Raw genomic sequence first — 18,148 nt, forward strand, 5'->3', positions numbered from 1 at the left:
CGGGGAGGGATCACACATGCTCGCGTCCTGCATGAAACCGCTGCTGATCGTCGTGGCCGCCTGCGCGATGGCAGCGGCGACCCCGGCCCAGGCCGACACGCCGCGCACGCCGCGATCGAAGTCGAGCATCGAAGTGGCCGCATCCGAAGCGGTGATGTCGATGCGCGTCGACGGCGAACTGCTGATCGGCCCCGAGGGTGAAGTGCGCGAACATCGCATCAGCACCGAAGTCCACCCGACGATCAGGAAGCTGATCGAGGACAACATCGCCGGCTGGCGCTTCCATCCGGTCAAGGATGCGGACGGCAAGCCGGTGCTGGCCAGGACGCTGATGCGCATCACCGTGCTTGCGCGCCCTGGTGCGGACGACAGCTACGCCCTGCAGATCGAGAACGTGCGTTTCCACGACGGCGAGCAGCCCGATTACAAGGCGCGCGCACGCAGCCGCGGGATCGAACGGATGACCGGTCCACGGGTCGAGTACCCGCAACTGATGCTGGTCAACGGCGTGCAGGGCTCGGCACTGGTACACCTGCAGTTCAAGCCCAACGGCACGGTGCGCGACGCGGTCGTCGTGCAGTCGGCCATGTTCAACGTGAAGGGCGACCCGGAACTGCTGCAACGGGCGGTGGCGCAGATGGAAAGGGAAACCCTGCGCGGCGCACGACGCATGCGCGTGCAGTTTGCCCCGGACTTCGAGCATGCCGACGATGCCAGTCGCTCCGGTTACATCGTGTTTGTTTTCACGACGCTGGACGACGACAAGGACATCGACGAGCAGCGCAAGGCCGGTGTCTGGCGACATGAGCAGCGCGGCCCGTTGCGCGCGCCGGTCATGCTGGAAAACGGCGCGGCCATCCGCATCGGCATTTCCGATGTCGATGGCAGCGAGGGCCTGATCGATGGCCAGGCCCCGCGGATCCGCCCGATCTCGGGCGTGCCGACACTGTGAGCCGGTTCTTGCACCCGCCTCGCCCGTGCGCGGCACAGGGCATGAAGCGGGCGACATTGGCTTGCCACCTGGAGTTGGCGGCGCTGTGGCTGTCCCCCGCGAAGTACCGTCGGAGGTAGCCCGACTCGCCAACACCACCATGGCCGCGTTTCGCTTCGAGCCGGTCAATGGCGTCTGCAGCAGCGCGGGCCGCATCGCACCCCGGCCTGGATGCTCGAGCCGCGGCAGGGGCGTGCACTGGGCGTGTCCGAGCTGGACGGCAGCGAAGGCATGGTGCCGGCCAGCACGCATCTGCGCCTGCGCACGCCCTGAGCCGGGTCGCGCCCACACGCCCGCCCGCTAACGAAAACGCCCCGTTGTGCGGGGCGTTTCGTCATCACCATGCCGACCAGGCTGGCCAGCGGGCGAAGTCAGCGCTTCATCGAGGCGAAGAATTCGTCGTTCGACTTGGTCTGCTTCATCTTGTCGAGCAGGAACTCCATCGCCGCGATCTCGTCCATCGGGTGCAGCAGCTTGCGCAGGATCCAGATCTTCTGCAGCAGCTCCGGTTCGATCAGCAGATCCTCGCGGCGGGTGCCGGACAGGTTGACGCCGATCGCCGGGTACACGCGCTTTTCGGTGATGCGGCGATCCAGGTGGATCTCGCTGTTGCCGGTGCCCTTGAACTCCTCGTAGATCACCTTGTCCATGGCACTGCCGGTATCCACCAGCGCGGTGGCGATGATGGTCAGCGAGCCGCCTTCCTCGACGTTGCGCGCGGCACCGAAGAAGCGCTTGGGCCGATGCATGGCGTTGGCGTCGACGCCGCCGGTCAGCACCTTGCCGCTGGAGGGCAGCACGTTGTTGTAGGCACGGGCCAGACGGGTGATGGAGTCGAGCAGGATCACCACGTCCTTCTTGTGTTCGACCAGGCGCTTGGCGCGTTCGATCACCATTTCGGCGACCTGCACATGGCGCGCGGCCGGCTCGTCGAAGGTCGAGGAAATCACCTCGCCGCGCACGGTGCGCTGCATTTCGGTGACTTCTTCCGGGCGCTCGTCGATCAGCAGCACGATCAGGTGCACTTCCGGATGATTGCTGGTGATCGCGGTGGCGATCTGCTGCATCATCATGGTCTTGCCGGCCTTGGGCGGGCTGACGATCAGCGAACGCTGGCCCTTGCCCTGCGGCGCCATCAGATCGAGGATGCGGCCGGTGATGTCCTCGCTGGAACCATCACCGCGCTCCAGACGGAAGCGCTGGCGCGGGAACAGCGGGGTCAGGTTCTCGAACAGGGTCTTGTTCTTGCTGGCCTCGATCGGCTCGCCGTTGATGGTGTCGACCACGTTCAGCGCGAAGTAGCGCTCACCGTCCTTGGGCCAGCGGATGCGGCCGGCGATGTGGTCGCCGGTGCGCAGGTTGAAGCGGCGGATCTGCGAGGGCGAGATGTAGGTATCGTCCGGGCCGGCCAGGTAGCTGGCCTCGGCCGCGCGCAGGAAGCCGAAGCCGTCGGGCAGGATTTCCAGCACGCCGTCGGCCGCGACGCCTTCGCCGTGCCGGGTCAGCACCTTGAGCAGGGCGAAGATGATGTCCTGCTTGCGCGCACGCGCCACGCCGTCGGTGATCTGCAGTTGCTCGGCGATTTCCAGCAACTTGTGCGCCGGCATGCGCTTGAGATCGGACAGCGAATACTGCGGGAAGCCTTCCGGCACCTGCGGATGCGGGCGCGGCACGAACGGCTCCTGCGGGCCGCTGTCGTCGGGCAGCCCCTGTTCGCGCTGGCGCTGCTCGCGCTGGCGCTCGCGGCGATTGCGGAAGCGATCGCGGCGGTTTCCGCGGCGCGGTTCGCCCTCACCGCCCTGGCCTTGGCCTTGGCGCGGCGCATCGCTGGCCGCTGCGGCTTCGTTGCCGGCGCCCGCTGTCTCGGCGTGCGTCGCCTCGGCAGCGCCTTCGTCCCTGGCGGCGGGCTCGGCCTTGGCTTCGGTGGCCGGCTTGGCCTCCGCGTCGGCAGCGGACTCGGTCTTGGCGGCCTTGCTCACGGTCCGGGTGCGGACCGGATTGGCGGAGGTGTCGGCATCATCGCCGGCGGCAGTCGGGGTGGCATCGGCCTCGGCGCGCGCCTTGGGCGGACGGCCGCGGCGCTTGGGCGCCGGAGCCTCGGGGGTCTGGGTATCGTCGGACAAGCGGGAAATCCTCGCGATCGAGCACCCGGATTGGACGTCGGGCGTCGAGTGTGTCGAAAAGAAAATGATTCAGATGGGTGCGGCGCGAACGAACTGCACGGGCAGCGGGCACCGGACGTGATTGGAAAGTAGCATCCGCGCGGGCTGCGATGCAAGCACCGGCGCGGTGTCGTTCATTTGCGGATGATCGCGCCGCGCACCGTTTGGTGCGCGGCCGGTGGGCTCAGAGCGCCTGTTCGAGCAGCGCCGCCAGCTGCGGCTTGCCCACCGCGCCCATCTGCGTGCCCTGGATCTGGCCGTCCTTGAACACCAGCAGCATCGGGATCGAGCGCACGTGGTACTTCAGCGCGGTAGCCTGGTTCTGATCGACATCGACCTTCACCACCTTGGCGCGACCGGCGTATTCGTCGGCCAGTTCGTCCAGCGCCGGCGCGATCATGCGGCAGGGGCCGCACCACGGCGCCCAGAAGTCCACCAGCACCGGGACATCCGATTCCAGCACCTGCTGGTTGAAATCCAAATCGGTGGCGTGGATGACGTTATCGCTCATGCTGGCTCCTGAAGGGCTGGAATCGGGTGGGACGCGGCCGGAATTGTTAAACTGGGGCGTTTCGCGGTGGTTTCAAGCCCACCGCCCGCCTTGCGCGACGCCTGCCCACCAGTCTGCGGCGCGCCCCTCCTTCTTGCAAGCGCACACGCGCCCGGCGACCGATACCCCATGAGCGACAAACCCCTTACCGACGTCACCTTCGCCTCCTTCGACCTGCACCCGAGCCTGCTGGCCGGGCTTGAGGCCGCCGGCTTCACCCGCTGCACGCCGATCCAGGCGATGACCCTGCCGGTGGCCCTGCCCGGTGGCGACGTCGCCGGCCAGGCGCAGACCGGCACCGGCAAGACCCTGGCCTTCCTGATCGCCGCGATCAACCGCCTGCTGACCCAGCCGGCACTGGCCGAGCGTAAGCCCGAGGACCCGCGCTGCCTGATCCTGGCGCCGACCCGCGAGCTGGCGATCCAGATCCACAAGGACGCGATCGGTTTCGCTTCCGACCTCGGCCTGAACATCGCGCTGGTCTACGGCGGCGTGGATTACGACAAGCAGCGCGCGCAGCTGCAGGCCGGTGCCGACATCATCATCGCCACACCCGGGCGGCTGATCGATTACGTCAAGCAGCACAAGGTGGTCAGCCTGCACGCCTGCGAAATCTGCGTGCTGGACGAGGCCGACCGCATGTTCGACCTCGGCTTCATCAAGGACATCCGCTTCCTGCTGCGGCGCATGCCGGCGCGCACCGAGCGCCAGACCCTGCTGTTCAGCGCCACCCTGAGCCACCGCGTGCTGGAGCTGGCCTACGAGCACATGAACGAGCCGCAGAAGCTGGTGGTGGAAACCGAACACATCACCGCGGCCAAGGTGCGGCAGAAGCTCTACTACCCGGCCGACGAGGAAAAGCTGCCGCTGCTGCTGGGCCTGCTCTCGCGCAGCGAAGGCGCGCGCACGATGGTGTTCGTCAACACCAAGGTCTATGTCGAACGCGTCGCGCGGGCGCTGGAAAAGGCCGGCTACCGGGTCGGCGTGCTGTCCGGCGACGTGCCGCAGAAAAAGCGCGAAACCCTGCTGCGCCGCTTCCAGGCCGGGCAGCTGGAAATCCTCGTCGCCACCGACGTCGCCGCGCGCGGCCTGCACATCGACGGCGTGTCCCATGTCTACAACTACGACCTGCCGTTCGATGCCGAGGATTACGTGCACCGCATCGGCCGCACCGCGCGCCTGGGCGCCGAGGGCGATGCGATCAGCTTCGCCTGCGAGCGCTATGCGATGAGCCTGCCGGACATCGAGGCCTACATCGAACAGAAGATTCCCTCCGAGCCGGTCACCAGCGAACTGCTGACCGCGCTGCCGCGCCCCGAGCGCAAGGCGCCGGCGGAAGAGGGTGAAAGCATCGGCGAGATCTTCAAGGAAGCGCGCGAAGCCCGTGCCGCCGAGGACGCCCGTCGCGGTGGCGGGCGCAGCGGCGGCCGACCGGGGGCGCGTGGCGAGCGCGGTGGCGATGGCAGTGAGCGCCGTCCGCGTCGTCGTCGTGGCCCGCGCCGCGAAGGCGAGGCCGCCGATGCCGGAGCACAGGCCGGCCAGTCCACCGGCGCCGACGCGCAAACCCCGACGCCCGCGCAGTCGGCGCCAGCGGGCAGCGGCCCGGCCGTCGATGCCGATGGCAACCCGCGCCCGCCACGCAAGCGCCGTCGCCGGCGTCGCGGCAAGCCGGTGGATGCGGCCCATGCCGGCAGCAACAACGCAGCGTCGGCAAACGGCGAAGCCCAAGCCAATGCCGCGCCCGCCGCGGCGCGGCGCGATCACGCCAGGCCGGCCGCCGACAAGGCCACCGCGCCCAAGCCGCGCAAGCCCGCAGCCAAACCGGCCGAGCGCGGCGCGGCGCCCGTGGCCACGTCCCGCGGCGACGACTCGCTGCTGCGCCGCATCGGCCGCGGCCTGAAGTCGTTGGTCAAACGCAGCCCGTCGCAGCATCACTGAGCGCCGCCTGACCGGGCAGGGCACCGCGAGGCGCCCGTTCGCGGCATGACGTGCACGGCCATGTCCGGCGCATGCAGGCGTGCGCATCGCGCCGGACGGCAACGCTCGTGGTGCAACCCCGGCGGGTGCGCCTCTTATACTGCGCGCATGAGCATCCTGCGCTTCGACCAGGTCAGCAAACGCTATGCCGGTGGGCGCGAGGCGCTCAGCGAGGTCAGCTTTTCGGTCGACCCGGGCGAGATGCTGTTCGTCACCGGCCATTCCGGCGCCGGCAAGAGCACCCTGCTGCGGCTGATCCAGCTCGCCGAGCGGCCCAGCCGCGGCGCGGTGCTGTTCGACGAGCGCAACCTGCTCAAGGTGCGCGGACGGCGCATCGCTTTGCATCGGCGTGAAGTCGGCGCGGTGTACCAGAACCACCTGCTGCTGACCGATCGCAGCGTGCACGAGAACGTGGCGCTGCCGCTGATCCTGCGCGGCATGCGCCGGGGCGAGATCGGCAAGCGGGTGCGCTCGATGCTGGAGCGGCTGGGCCTGGGCGGACGCGGCGACGCGCTCCCCGGCCAGCTGTCCGCAGGCGAGCAGCAACGCGTGGGCATCGCGCGGGCATTGGTCGGCGAGCCGCGCCTGCTGGTGGCGGACGAGCCCACCGGCAACCTCGACCCGACCCTCGCCGGCGAGATCATGGAGCTGTTCGCCGAACTGCCGGCACGCGGCACCAGCGTGCTGGTGGCGAGCCACGACCTCGCGCTGGTCAAACGCATGCGCAAGCGCGTGCTGGTGCTCGACAACGGCCGCCTGGTCGACGACATCGCCCCGGAGGATCTGGCCGAATGAACGCCTCGCAGGCACCCGCGCGCCAGTCCGGCCTCGCCACCTGGTTCGACCATCATCTGTACAGCCTGATGGCCAGCCTTGGCCGCGCCCTGCGCAAGCCCTGGGCCACTTTGCTCACGGTCGGCGTGATGGCGGTGGCGCTGTGCCTGCCGCTGGGGCTGGGGCTGGCGCTGAAGAACCTCGAACGCTTCACCGGCAACGTGCAGGACGCGCGCGAGATCAGCCTGTTCCTCAAACCGGGCACCGAGGCACAACGCGCCAGCGCCCTGGCCGAAGAGCTGCGCGGCGCCGGCAATGTCGCCGCGGTGGAGTGGAAGACGCCCGAACAGGGCCTGGCCGAACTGCGCGAGAATCCGGCGCTGGGCGATGCCATCGGCCAGCTCGATGACAACCCGCTGCCGCACCTGCTGGTGATTCGCCCGGCCGGCGACGAGCGCATGCTGGCCGAGCGCCTGGGCGCCTTGCCCGAAGCCGACATCGTGCAGCACGATGCGCTGTGGCGGCAGCGGCTGGACCAGTGGCTGGCATTCGGTCAGCGCCTGGCCTGGGTGCTCGCCGTGCTGCTCGGCCTTGGTGCGCTGCTGGTGGTCGGCAACACGGTGCGGCTGGACATCCAGTCACGACGCGAGGAGATCGGCGTGCTGCAGCACCTGGGCGCCACCGACGGCTTCATCCGCCGCCCGTTCCTCTATCTCGGTGCATGGTATGGCCTGCTCGCCGGCGCCCTCGCGCTGGCGTTGCTGAGCCTCGCCCACCACTACCTCGCCCCGCCGCTGGCACGCCTCGCGGCCAGTTATGGCAGCGGCTTCACGATTCAGGGCTTCAACCCGCTGCAGGCACTGGCGGTGGTCGCGGCCGCCGGCGTGCTCGGCTGGCTCGGTGGCGGGCTGGTCACCGGTCACTACCTGCGCCAGACCCGGCCCGAACGCTGATGTCCACGATCAAGCACGACCTGCGCCATGTGGTCAGCGATGCCCCGCGCGTGCTGGTGGTGGATGGTTCGCGACTGGTGCGCAAACTGATCGGCGACGTGCTCGCACGCGAATTGCCGCAGGCACAGGTGCAACAGGCCGGCAGCGTGGCCGAAGCACGCCGCGCGCTGGACGAGGGCCATTTCGACCTCGTCACCACTTCGCTGGCGCTGGACGATGGCGACGGCCTCGCCATCGCGCAGGCGGTGCGCGCCTCGGCCGGGCAAAGCTACGTGCCGGTGATCGTGGTTTCCGGCGAGGCCCGCGCGCGACTGGAGAGCCGCAGCCTTGGCGAGGACATCACCGACTGGTTCGACAAGTCGCTGGGCATGCCGGCACTGGCCGCGTTCATCCGCGGCTTCGTGCATCCCGAGCCGATCCCGGGCGCGCGCGTGCTGTATGTCGAGGACAGCCGCGTGGTCGCACATGCCACCAAGCGCATGCTCCAATCGCAGCAGATGGTGGTACACCACGTGGCCAGCGCGGAGGACGCGATCGCGTGGCTGGATGGCCATGTCGCCGACAGTGGCGGGCCCGGCTGCGAACTGGTGCTGACCGACCTCTACCTCACCGGCGAGCTGACCGGCCAGGACGTGCTGGCGCATGTGCGCGAGCGGCTCGGCCTTGGCCGACGGCGGCTGCCGGTGCTGGTGATGACCGGTGACGAGAACCTCGACAACCAGCGCGAACTGCTGCGCTCCGGTGCCAACGACCTGGTGCTCAAGCCGATCGAAGAGCGCCTGCTGCTGACCAAGACCCTGTTCCAGTTGCGTCTGGCCGCACTGCCGCCGGAGGCCGGCGAGTCGTGAGCGAGGCGCGTGAACTGCGTCTGGAGCCGTCGTGGAAGGCGCGCGTGGGCGACTGGTTCGCGCGCGAGGACATGCAGGCATTGTCGGCCTTCCTGCGCCAGCGCCGTGCCGCGGGTGCGCGCATCTTTCCCGCGGCGGCAAACATCTTCGCCGCGTTCGATGCCACCCCGTTCGATGCGGTCAAGGTGGTGATCCTCGGCCAGGATCCCTACCACGGCCCGGGACAGGCCCACGGCCTGTGCTTTTCGGTGCCTCCGGACGTGCCGGTGCCGCCTTCGCTGCAGAACATCTACAAGGAACTGCACGGCGATATCGGCATCGACCGTCCCGACCATGGCTGGCTGATGCCTTGGGCGCAGCGTGGCGTGCTGCTGCTCAATGCGGTGCTGACGGTCGAGGCCGGACGCGCCGGCAGTCATCAGGGGCGTGGCTGGGAAGGCTTCACCGATCATGTGGTGGACGTGCTCAATCGCGAGCGCGAAGGGCTGGTGTTCCTGCTCTGGGGCAGTTATGCGCAGGCCAAGGGCAAGGTGATCGACACCCGCCGCCACCGCGTGCTGCGCGCACCGCACCCTTCGCCGTTGTCGGCGCACCGCGGGTTCTTCGGTTGCCGGCATTTTTCGCAAGCCAATGCCTATCTCGCCGCACGCGGGGAAACTGCAATCGACTGGTCATTGCCGCCGCGCGCGCAGCTGCCGCCGGTAGCGTGATCGCGGCGCGAAACTGAACGATGGCACTCGCGGCTAAACTGCGGATGAAGCCGCGATGCCTGCACGCGGCCAAAACGGCCGAATCACGAAAAATTAAGGCCTGATTCAATCCATGCACGCAATGGTGGACTCATCGTCATCGGGGGGCCTGAAGCCATGAACCTCAAATCCATCCTCCTTTCCGCATCCCTGCTCGGCGGCAGCGCCCTGCTCGCCGGCTGTGCCACGCCGTATGTCAGCGGCTCGGTCGGCACCCGCGTGGGCAGCGGCGGCTATGTCGGTGCCAGCGTCGGCGGCTATCCCTATTACGGCGGTTATCGAAATTACGGTCGCGCCTCCGTGCACGGCTACGACCGTTACGGCAACCCGATCTACCGCATGCCCGACGGACGCCTGGTGATCGGCGGCAGCTACCGCTATCCGTCGTATGGCTATCCGTCTTACGGATACCCGGGCTATGGCTACCCGGCATACGGATACCCGAGTTACGGGTATCCGGGCTATGGCTATCCCGGCTACGGCTATGGGGGCCGCCCGATCCAACGACCGAACCGTCCCGTGCATCCGCCGCGCCCGAGTGATCCGCCCGGCGGCGTGCGCCCGCAGCCGCCGCGTCCGCCCGTCGGCGCGCAGCCGCCAGGCCGCACCGGTGGCAGCAGCAGCGGCGATGCCCTGCGCCAGGCGCGCGAACGGGCACGCCAGCACGACAGGCGAAACATCCCGCGCGAACGCCAACAGGAACCCTGAGCAAGGCCCTGAGCAGGCAATGGCTTGCGCACGCGCAAGCCATGCTTGCATCTGCCGCGTCAAGGGGGCAGTCTAGGCAGGCAGCGCCCGGTTCGAGGAGCCCACGGATCCCCCCTGTTCCGTCCTCGTCCGGGCGTTGCCCTGTCCACGCGTTGCCATGCCGCCGCAGGGCTGCACGGATGGAAAAGACGAGGGGCTGGACGTCCCCCGACATCCAGCCCCTCTTGCTACCCCGGAATGCGCAACGCCGGCCCCTGCTCCAACACCGGCTGCGCTCGAAGCGCTCGCCATTCCGAGTGCATCGGTAATGAAGCAGGTTCCGTGCCAACTCTGCGTGGAGCGATATTTCGCCGCTTCGCCCGTTGTTTTCCATGCCGGCGCCGGGCAAAACCAACGTCAGGCGCCAATGAATGCGGCCGCCACGTCCAAGCCTGACGCTATGCGTCGACATTGATCGCGCTCATGCCTGCCCGCTCTGCGGCAGGCACCGCGTTCGCGACCCGGACATCACCCGTCACCTGCCTACAATGGCCATGTTCACGATCATCCTCGACCGTTTCCGGTACCGCACCATGCACGCTTGCCCGCCACGCCCGCCGTCCTGCCCGCCCCGCGGCACGCGAGGCCGTGCATGAGCCCGGCGCATGACCGCTTCGATGTGATCGTGGTCGGCGGCGGCCATGCCGGCAGCGAGGCCGCGCTGGCCGCGGCGCGTGCCGGTGCGCGCACCCTGTTGTTGACCCACAACATCGAAACCATCGGTGCGATGAGCTGCAACCCGGCCATCGGTGGGATCGGCAAAGGCCATCTGGTGCGCGAGATCGATGCACTGGGCGGGATCATGGCCCGCGCCGCCGATGCCGCCGGCATCCAGTGGCGCACGCTCAATGCCAGCAAGGGCCCGGCGGTGCGCGCCACCCGCTGCCAGGCCGACCGCAGCCTGTACCGCGCCTTCGTGCGCCGCGCGCTGGAGTCGCAGCCGGGCCTGTTCCTGTTCCAGGCCGCGGTGGACGACCTGCTGATCGAGGGCGAGCGCGTGGTCGGCGTGCTGACCCAGACCGGGCTGCGCTTCCACGCACCGGCAGTGGTGCTCACCGCCGGCACTTTCCTCGCCGGCAAGGTGCATATCGGCGAAACCCGGTTCGCCGCCGGACGCATGGGCGATCCGCCCTCGACCACGCTGGCGCAGCGCCTGCGCGATGGCCGCTTCCGCGTCGGCCGGCTGAAGACCGGCACTCCGCCGCGCATCGACGGTCGCAGCCTGGATTATTCGCGCATGAGCGTGCAGCCGGGCGACGAGCCGCGGCCGGTGTTCTCCTTCCTCGGCACGCATGCCGACCACCCGCGTCAGGTGCAGTGCTGGATCACCCATACCAGCGAGCGCAGCCACGCGATCATCCGCGCCGCGCTGCACCGCAGTCCGTTGTATTCGGGGCAGATCGAGAGCACCGGCCCGCGCTACTGCCCGAGCATCGAGGACAAGGTGGTGCGCTTTGCGGAAAAGGCCTCGCACCAGATCTTCGTCGAGCCCGAGGGGCTGGATGTCAACGAGATCTATCCCAACGGCATCAGCACCTCGTTGCCGTTCGACGTGCAACTCGAACTGGTGCGCTCGATCGCCGGCTTCGAGCAGGCCCACGTCACCCGCCCCGGCTATGCCATCGAATACGACTTCTTCGATCCGCGCGGGCTGAAAAGCTCGCTGGAAACGCAGGCGGTGGCGGGCCTGTTCTTCGCCGGCCAGATCAATGGCACCACCGGTTACGAGGAAGCCGCCGCGCAGGGGCTGCTGGCCGGGGTCAATGCCGCGCGCCAGGTGCGCGGGCTGGCGCCGTGGAGCCCGCGGCGCGACCAGGCCTACCTCGGTGTGCTGGTCGATGACCTGATCACCCAGGGCGCCTCCGAGCCGTATCGCATGTTCACCAGCCGCGCCGAATACCGCCTGCAGCTGCGCGAGGACAATGCCGATGCGCGGCTGACCCCGATCGGTCGCGAGCTGGGTCTGGTCGACGAGGCGCGCTGGGCCGCCTTCAGCCGCAAGCGCGAGGCGGTGGAACGCGAAAGCGCGCGCCTGGCCGCCACCTGGGCCGCGCCCGGCAATCCGCTGGGGCAGGCGCTGCGGCGCGATGCCGGTATCGAGCTCAGCCGCGAGTCCAGCGCCATGGACCTGCTGCGCCGCCCGGAACTGGACTATGCCGCGCTGATGCAGGTCGAAGGCATCGGCCCCGGCCTGGACTGCGCCGAGGTCGCGCAGCAGGTGGAGATCGAGGCCAAGTACGCCGGCTATCTGCAACGCCAGCGCGAGGAGATCGAGCGCGCACGGCGGCACGAAGACAGCGCGATCCCCGACGGCTTCGACTACGCCGCGGTGCATGGCCTGTCCAATGAAGTGAGGCAGAAGCTGGAGCAGGTGCGGCCCGAGACCCTGGGTCAGGCCGGACGCATCCCGGGCGTCACCCCGGCCGCGGTGCAACTGCTGATCGTGCACCTGGCGCGGGCCCGCCGCGAGCGCGCGGCCTGAGCCACCGCGCGCCACACGCGCCCTTGTCGAAGCCTTGCCTCATCGCCCCCGCTCGCGCCGGGCCACCGTGCTTCAGCGCTCGGTACGCCAGTTGACCGAGCCCTTGTTCTCCACCGTGCTCGATTCGATGGTGACGTCGAAGCCCTTGCGCAGCAGGTATTTCAGCGTCAGCACCTGACCGGTGCCGAGCAGCGACACGCCATAACCGACGTACAGCCGCGGCGAGAGGTATTTGCCGATGCCGAACACGCTGCCGCCCAACGTGCTGGACTGCATCATCCCGGCATCGTCCAGACCGATGCTGGTACCCAGCTGCGAGGCGAGCAGGCTGCCGCCGGCACTCAGCGCGGCCGAGGCGGCATTGACCTGACGGCCTTCGTCGCCGGTGGCCGCCGACAGCGAGCGACCCAGCGCGAGATAGGACAGTGCCTCGGACTGGTCCATCGCCGGATCGGCCCACACCTCGGCCTGCGGCGCGCTGGCGCGGCCACTGACGCGGATGCCGGCGGTGACATCGCCGACCACGCGCTGCGCCTGGATGTCGAGCACCGGATTGGCCACCGGGTCGTTGGACCAGACCAGACGCCCGCGCTCGATCTGCAGTTTCTGCCCGTAGGCGGTGTAGCGCCCGTCCACGTCCAGCCGGCCGCTGGCGGTCATTTCGCGGCCCGGTCGCGCACGCACGCGCAGGTTGCCGTCGAGCGTGCCGTCCAGGCCGAAGCCGCGCAGGCGCACGTTATCCCCCAGCGCCAGGGTCAGATCCAGATCCAGCCCGCTGCCTGGCGTGCGAGCGGGGTTGGCCGGATCCAGCACCACCACGTCGGCCGAACGCGACACGCCATCGTCGAGCCGCTCCAGATCCATCCGCGCCGAGGGGATGGTGACCGTGCCGCTGACCGCGAGCGGCTGCCCCGGCTGCAGGCGCACCACCACGTCCGGGTCGACCACCGCGCGCAGGTCGCGGGTATCCGACAGCAACACGTTGGAACCCTTGACGTTGAGCACCAGCGGCGTGTCCTGACCACGCCAGCCGAGGCTGCCGTCCACGTTCAGCACGCCCTCGCCCGAACGCACGCTGCCGCTCAGCTGGGCATTGCCATCGGCACGCGCACGCAGGGCGAAGCGGCCGTCACTCAACACCAGCCCATAAGCCGGCACTTCCGCACGCAGGTTGGTCAGCTCGGCATTGCCGCCGATCGCCGGATCGCCGCGCGTTCCTGACAAGCTGATGCGACCGCTGACCAGCCCGCGCGGATCGACGATGTCGGGCACCAGCACTTCCAGCCACGACAACTCGCGCATGTCGAGGTCGATTTCACCGGCCAGCGGCGCGAATTCGTCCCAGCCGGTATCCAGCCGCGCACTGACCCGGCCATCCCCGCTGATGCCGCTCTGCAACGTGGCCTGGATGCGTTGCGGGGTCAGGTTCGCGTCCAGCCGCAGCTCGCGGTAGCTCATCAACTCGTCGCGGCTGCCCTGGCCCAGACGCAGCGCGCCGCGTGATGAACGCAGCTGCACGGTGCCGGCCCATGCATTGCCGGCCGGCTGCACATGCGCATCCAGATCCACCGCGCCATCGAGTTGCCACGGCTTGCCATCCTCGCGCGCCGGCAGCCATGGCGTGGCCAGCAGCAACGGCAGGTCCCGCCCTTCCACGTCCAGGCCACGTCCCGGCCATTGTCCGCCCACGCACAGCGAGCCGCCGGCGCTGGAGGTCAGACAGCCCTGCGACAGCGACCAGGCCGTGCCGTGCTGCGCAAAGTCCAGCGGTGCGCCGAGGCGCCAGCTCGCACCGCGCACGGGGACGAATTCGAGGGCGGCGAGACTGCCGCTCCATGCCTGCCCGCGCCGCAGTGCGCTGCCCTGCACTTGCACGCGGCCGATGTCGCCGCTGGCATCGGCCTCCAGCTGCAGGTTCTCCACCGCGCCGGTCGCATGTACCTGCAGGCGCTCGAATGCGACGCCGGCCTGCACTCCGCGCGCGTCGATGCGCAATTCACCGCCACTGCCGCGCCATGGCAGGCGGCCGCGCGCCGTGAGGGCATCGGCGCGATAGTCGGCCAAGCGCACGCCGCGGCCTTCGAGATCGGCATCGATGTCGAAGGCCTGCACCGGGCCATCCAGACGCACATGCCCATTGAGCACGCCATGCGCATCCGGCAGCAGGTCGTTGAGCTGCAATGGCGCGAAGCGGGCATCCAGTTCGATGCGCTGGCCGTAACGTCCGCGCGCGTCGAGTCGGCTGCTGCCGAGTGCCAGCGCCGCCTCGCCGCTGTATTCCTCGCCCAGCACATGCAGCTGCGCATGCCCGCTCAACGCGCGGCCACGCAACTGGCCGCCGAGCTCGCTCAACGACACCTCGGCCCGCAGCCCGCCACGGTCCTGCATCTGCCCGCTGCTGGCCAGCCGACCGCGCACCGCGCCGTGCCAATCGGGCAGGAAGTAGCCCGGATCGAAGCCGGCCAGCTGCGCATCCGCCTGCCAATGCAACGCCGGGCTCCAGTCCACCCGCCCTTCGGCATCGAGCCGGCCTTCGGGCATCACCACCGAGAGCGAGCGCACGCCGAGCCCGGTTTCGTCACCGCGTCCGTCCAGTTGCAGGCGCGCCTGACGGCCTTCTCGCCTGAGCGTGGCGCGACCGATCACCGCCCACGCCTCGCGGCTGCCGGCGATGCCGAAATCGCCGTCGCCGGCAATCAGCACGCCACCACGCGCGTCCTCGCCCCAGCCCAGGCCACGCGCATTGGCGGCCAGTTTGAAGTGCGCCTGCTCCTGCTTGAACATGCCGTAGCCGTTCAAATTCAGCCGCCCGCCCAGCACATCCAGCACCAGCGGCTGCGCATGCAGGGTCTGCTTCTCCAGGCGCAGCGTGGATGGCCGGATCACGATCCGTTGCGTGCCCTGCGACCACTCGCCTTCGATGTCGGCATGACCGCCCTGACCGGCGACATCGAGCTTGAACGCCATCGGCTCGCCGCTGCCGCCGGCACCGGTGAACACGGCCGGGTCGAGACCGGCACTTTCGGCCACCAGGTTCCAGCCGGCATGGCCCTCGCGTGCGGCGCGCATGTCCGGCGAGCGCAGGGTGAGCGTCGCGCGCAGCGGCGCCGGCGCACGGCCGCCGATGAACACGTCCATGGTTTCCAGATCGCCACGCGCGATCAGGCCGATGCGCCCGGCGGTGCGCCCCGTCGCCGCGGGCAGTACCGCGGTCGCGGTCATGTCGGTGGCGAAATCCGCGCCCGGGCGATAGTGCCCGTGCAGGTGGAAGCGTCCGCGGTCGCTGTCGATGTCCAGCGCACCAACCTCGAGTTCGCCCGGTGCCACCGTCAGCGCACCCTCGAGGCGGCGGATGCCGATCGCCGGCTCGCCACCGCTGCGCACCATCAGGCCATCGACGCGCACGCGATTGGCTTCGATCGCCAGCGGCGGCTCGATGCGTGGCAACACCTCGGGCCAGGTCGGCAGCTCGAAGGGGGTGTCGCTGCTGGCGATGTCGAGCGTCGCGCCATCGACTTCAAGCGCCTGCAAGCGCAAACGCCGGTCCACCAGTGCACCGAGTTTGGGATCGAGCATCACCCGGCTGGCGGTGAAACGCGTTTCGCGGCGATCCTTGCACAGCGCCATCGCCCGCGTGTTGACGTCGAAATCGGGATCGGCACACGCGGTCCAGACGAAACGCACGCCATGCAATGTCATCGGCCCGCTGACCGGGCCCTCGGCACGCTCCCATTGCAACGAGGCATTGGCCGGCAGCCGTGCACGGATCTGCGCCAGCAGCACATCGCGCCCGGCCAGCGTGCTGACCAGCCACCACACCAGCAGCAGGCCGGCGACCACCAGCAACGTCACGCCCAGGCCACTGCGGATGGCGATCTTGCGCTGGCGCCGACGGCGCAACCGACGCAGCTCGGCCAGGCGGGCTTCACGCTCCTCGGCGCTGGCATCAGCGGACAGCGGCTCCAGGCCGTAGCGGCGATAGCGCGCGTAGCGCTCGCGCAATCGATCCTGCCAGCCGCTCACAGGTCGGCTCCCAGGCTGAGGTGGATCTGGAACGAGGAATCCGGCTGGTCAAGCCCGCGCGCGATGTCGATCCGCACCGGGCCCACCGGCGAGCGCCAGCGCGCACCGATGCCGACGCCGGTGCGCCAATCCGGGGTGTCGTCGAAGGCCGAACCGGTATCGACGAACACCGCCATGCCCAGCGCCGGAGTGAAGTAGCGCTCGAATTCGACGCTGGCGGTGGCCAGTCGGCGTGCGCCGATCGCGTAACGACGCTCGTCGCCCGGGAACGCGGCGATGCGCGGCCCGACCTCGCGCCAGGCGTAACCGCGGATGCTGCGATCGCCACCGGCGAAGAAACGCAGCGACGGCGGCAGTTCGGCATGGCGCTCGCCATAGGTATCGCCCAGTTCGCCACGCACGATCAGGCGATTGGCCTCGCCCAGGCCACGGAACCAGCGCACGCTGGCGTGCATCTGCACGAAGGTGGCCTGCGAGCCGACGCCTTCCACCCCGCCGCGCAGCATCAGGGTGCCGCCGAGGCCGCGACGCGGAAACATGCGGTCATCGGCATCGATGTATTCGGCACGCAGCGAGGGGAAAGTATAGGTCGCGTAGTGGTAGGGCGGGATTGCATCGGGGGATTCGAGCACCTCGTGCACGTACAACCAGCGCTCGCGCAACGCATGCAATGACGCCACCGCGGTCAGGTAGCGATTGATTTCGCCGCTGCGGCTGGCAACGAACTCCAGACGCCGGTTGTCGATGTAATCGGTGGTCTCGTCGGCCGCCTGCAGGCTGGCGGTGTACCAGCCATCCAGCCAGCGGAACGCCGGCACCCTGTATTGCAGGGTCAGGGTCTTGCGGTAGCGCGCCCAATCCACCTGCGCCAGCGCCTTGTGCCCGCGCTGGTTGAGATAGCGCCGCTCCATGCCGGCGGTGAAACCGGCGCCGCTGTCGGTGCCGTAGGACACGCCCAGGTTGTACACGCTGCGCTTGGCCGGGGTCAGGCGCACGCTGACCGGCACCATGTAATCGACCGCGTCCTCCGGCTGCGGGGTGATCTCGATGCGGCTGAAGTAGTCAAGCCCGATCAGCGACTTGCGCAGGCGATCCAGACGCCCCTGGTGGTAGTACTCGCCTTCCTCCCAGTACACCAGCTTCTGCAGCAATTCCGGGCGCACCACCTGCTGCGGCGTCTGCTCGAAGGTGATGGCACCCATGTCGTAGCGCAGCCCGCTGTCCCAGCCAAGATCGACGTCGGCGGCATGTTCGGCACGGGTGACTTCGACCCGGCGGGCGATGAAATCGGCATCGAAGTAACCGCGTTCGGCCAGACGCCGGCTGATGCGCGCCTTGCTGGCCTCGTACTGCGGATGGCTGAACACCTCACCGCTCTTCGGCACGAAGGCCTCGATCTCTTCGCGCAGGTAGCGATCCTCGCCACCCTCGCCTTCGATGCGCACGTCCTCGCGCCGTACCCGCACCGGCTCGCCCGGATCCACCCGCAGCGCGATGACCAGTGCCGAGGCGCCCCCGCTGCGCGTCACTTCGACCGTGGCCGAGTAATGACCGAATGGCTCCAGTGCCTCGCGTGCTTCGTCCGCGGCCACTTCCAGCAGGTACTCCAGGCGCCGCGCGGTGATGGTCTTGTCCAGCGCGTCTTCCAGCGACAGGTGCACGCGCACGTTCTCGCTCATCGCCTCGTCGAGCCCGTGGATGTCCACGCGCACGATTTTTTCCGCCGCCGCCTGCAGGGGAAACACCAATGCAAGCAGCAACAGGTACTGTCGGGCCGATTTCATCGGCACAGGATAAACGCGCGCTGTATGCGCCGGGTGGCGGCAGCCTGAACGGCGCGTGTGCGCGTGCTGCACGCCATGGCCCACCACCCTGCCCGACTGCGCGCAGCC

General features: G+C 69.1%; 12 protein-coding genes. 8 read left to right on the plus strand and 4 right to left on the minus strand.

The window, feature by feature from the left end:
• The first annotated feature begins 16 nt into the window (after positions 1–16).
• A complete protein-coding gene (locus tag ACW11F_RS10565; RefSeq protein WP_456996868.1) occupies positions 17–952 on the plus strand; it encodes a hypothetical protein in 936 nt (311 codons plus the stop codon).
• A gap of 410 nt (positions 953–1,362) precedes the next feature.
• Here the strand turns inward: ACW11F_RS10565 and rho are convergent, their stop codons facing one another.
• Together rho and trxA are read right to left on the minus strand one after the other, a co-directional pair.
• Entirely contained in the window at positions 1,363–3,123 is a 1,761-nt protein-coding gene (gene rho, locus ACW11F_RS10570; protein ID WP_456997096.1) for a transcription termination factor Rho, read from the minus strand.
• A gap of 214 nt (positions 3,124–3,337) precedes the next feature.
• Positions 3,338–3,664, minus strand: coding sequence for a thioredoxin (gene trxA / locus ACW11F_RS10575; RefSeq protein WP_456996869.1), 327 nt, complete (start codon positions 3,662–3,664; stop codon positions 3,338–3,340).
• A gap of 168 nt (positions 3,665–3,832) precedes the next feature.
• On the opposite strand from trxA, the gene rhlB reads away from it, so the two are divergent.
• The 7 genes from rhlB (at position 3,833) to mnmG (ending at position 12,233) form a co-directional block, all read left to right on the plus strand.
• Entirely contained in the window at positions 3,833–5,641 is a 1,809-nt protein-coding gene (gene rhlB, locus ACW11F_RS10580) for an ATP-dependent RNA helicase RhlB (RefSeq protein WP_456996870.1), read from the plus strand.
• A gap of 147 nt (positions 5,642–5,788) precedes the next feature.
• Positions 5,789–6,475 carry a cell division ATP-binding protein FtsE gene (locus ACW11F_RS10585; protein ID WP_456996871.1) on the plus strand — a complete coding sequence of 229 codons (687 nt, stop codon included), beginning with the start codon at positions 5,789–5,791 and terminating at the stop codon, positions 6,473–6,475.
• Complete coding sequence (ftsX, locus tag ACW11F_RS10590) at positions 6,472–7,407, plus strand: permease-like cell division protein FtsX (RefSeq protein ID WP_456996872.1); 936 nt, start codon at positions 6,472–6,474, stop codon at positions 7,405–7,407. The genes ACW11F_RS10585 and ftsX overlap by 4 nt, the downstream gene beginning before the upstream one ends.
• Positions 7,407–8,255, plus strand: a complete 849-nt coding sequence (locus tag ACW11F_RS10595) for a response regulator (protein WP_456996873.1) — start codon at positions 7,407–7,409, stop codon at positions 8,253–8,255. The genes ftsX and ACW11F_RS10595 overlap by 1 nt, the downstream gene beginning before the upstream one ends.
• On the plus strand, positions 8,252–8,965 hold the full coding sequence (gene ung / locus ACW11F_RS10600; RefSeq protein ID WP_456996874.1) for a uracil-DNA glycosylase: 714 nt from the start codon (positions 8,252–8,254) through the stop codon (positions 8,963–8,965). The genes ACW11F_RS10595 and ung overlap by 4 nt, the downstream gene beginning before the upstream one ends.
• 156 nt (positions 8,966–9,121) lie before the next feature.
• Positions 9,122–9,712, plus strand: coding sequence for a hypothetical protein (locus tag ACW11F_RS10605; RefSeq protein WP_456996875.1), 591 nt, complete (start codon positions 9,122–9,124; stop codon positions 9,710–9,712).
• 631 nt (positions 9,713–10,343) lie between these two features.
• Complete coding sequence (mnmG, locus tag ACW11F_RS10610) at positions 10,344–12,233, plus strand: tRNA uridine-5-carboxymethylaminomethyl(34) synthesis enzyme MnmG (RefSeq protein ID WP_456996876.1); 1,890 nt, start codon at positions 10,344–10,346, stop codon at positions 12,231–12,233.
• Positions 12,234–12,305: 72 nt separating this feature from the next.
• Here mnmG and ACW11F_RS10615 read toward each other — a convergent pair whose 3' ends face one another.
• Both ACW11F_RS10615 and ACW11F_RS10620 read right to left on the minus strand, forming a co-directional pair.
• Complete coding sequence (locus tag ACW11F_RS10615; protein ID WP_456996877.1) at positions 12,306–16,256, minus strand: translocation/assembly module TamB domain-containing protein; 3,951 nt, start codon at positions 16,254–16,256, stop codon at positions 12,306–12,308.
• Positions 16,253–18,040 carry an autotransporter assembly complex protein TamA gene (locus ACW11F_RS10620; protein ID WP_456996878.1) on the minus strand — a complete coding sequence of 596 codons (1,788 nt, stop codon included), beginning with the start codon at positions 18,038–18,040 and terminating at the stop codon, positions 16,253–16,255. Before ACW11F_RS10620 ends, ACW11F_RS10615 begins: the two co-directional genes overlap by 4 nt.
• Positions 18,041–18,148 lie beyond the last annotated feature (108 nt).

This window comes from Luteimonas sp. e5, assembly GCF_054031035.1.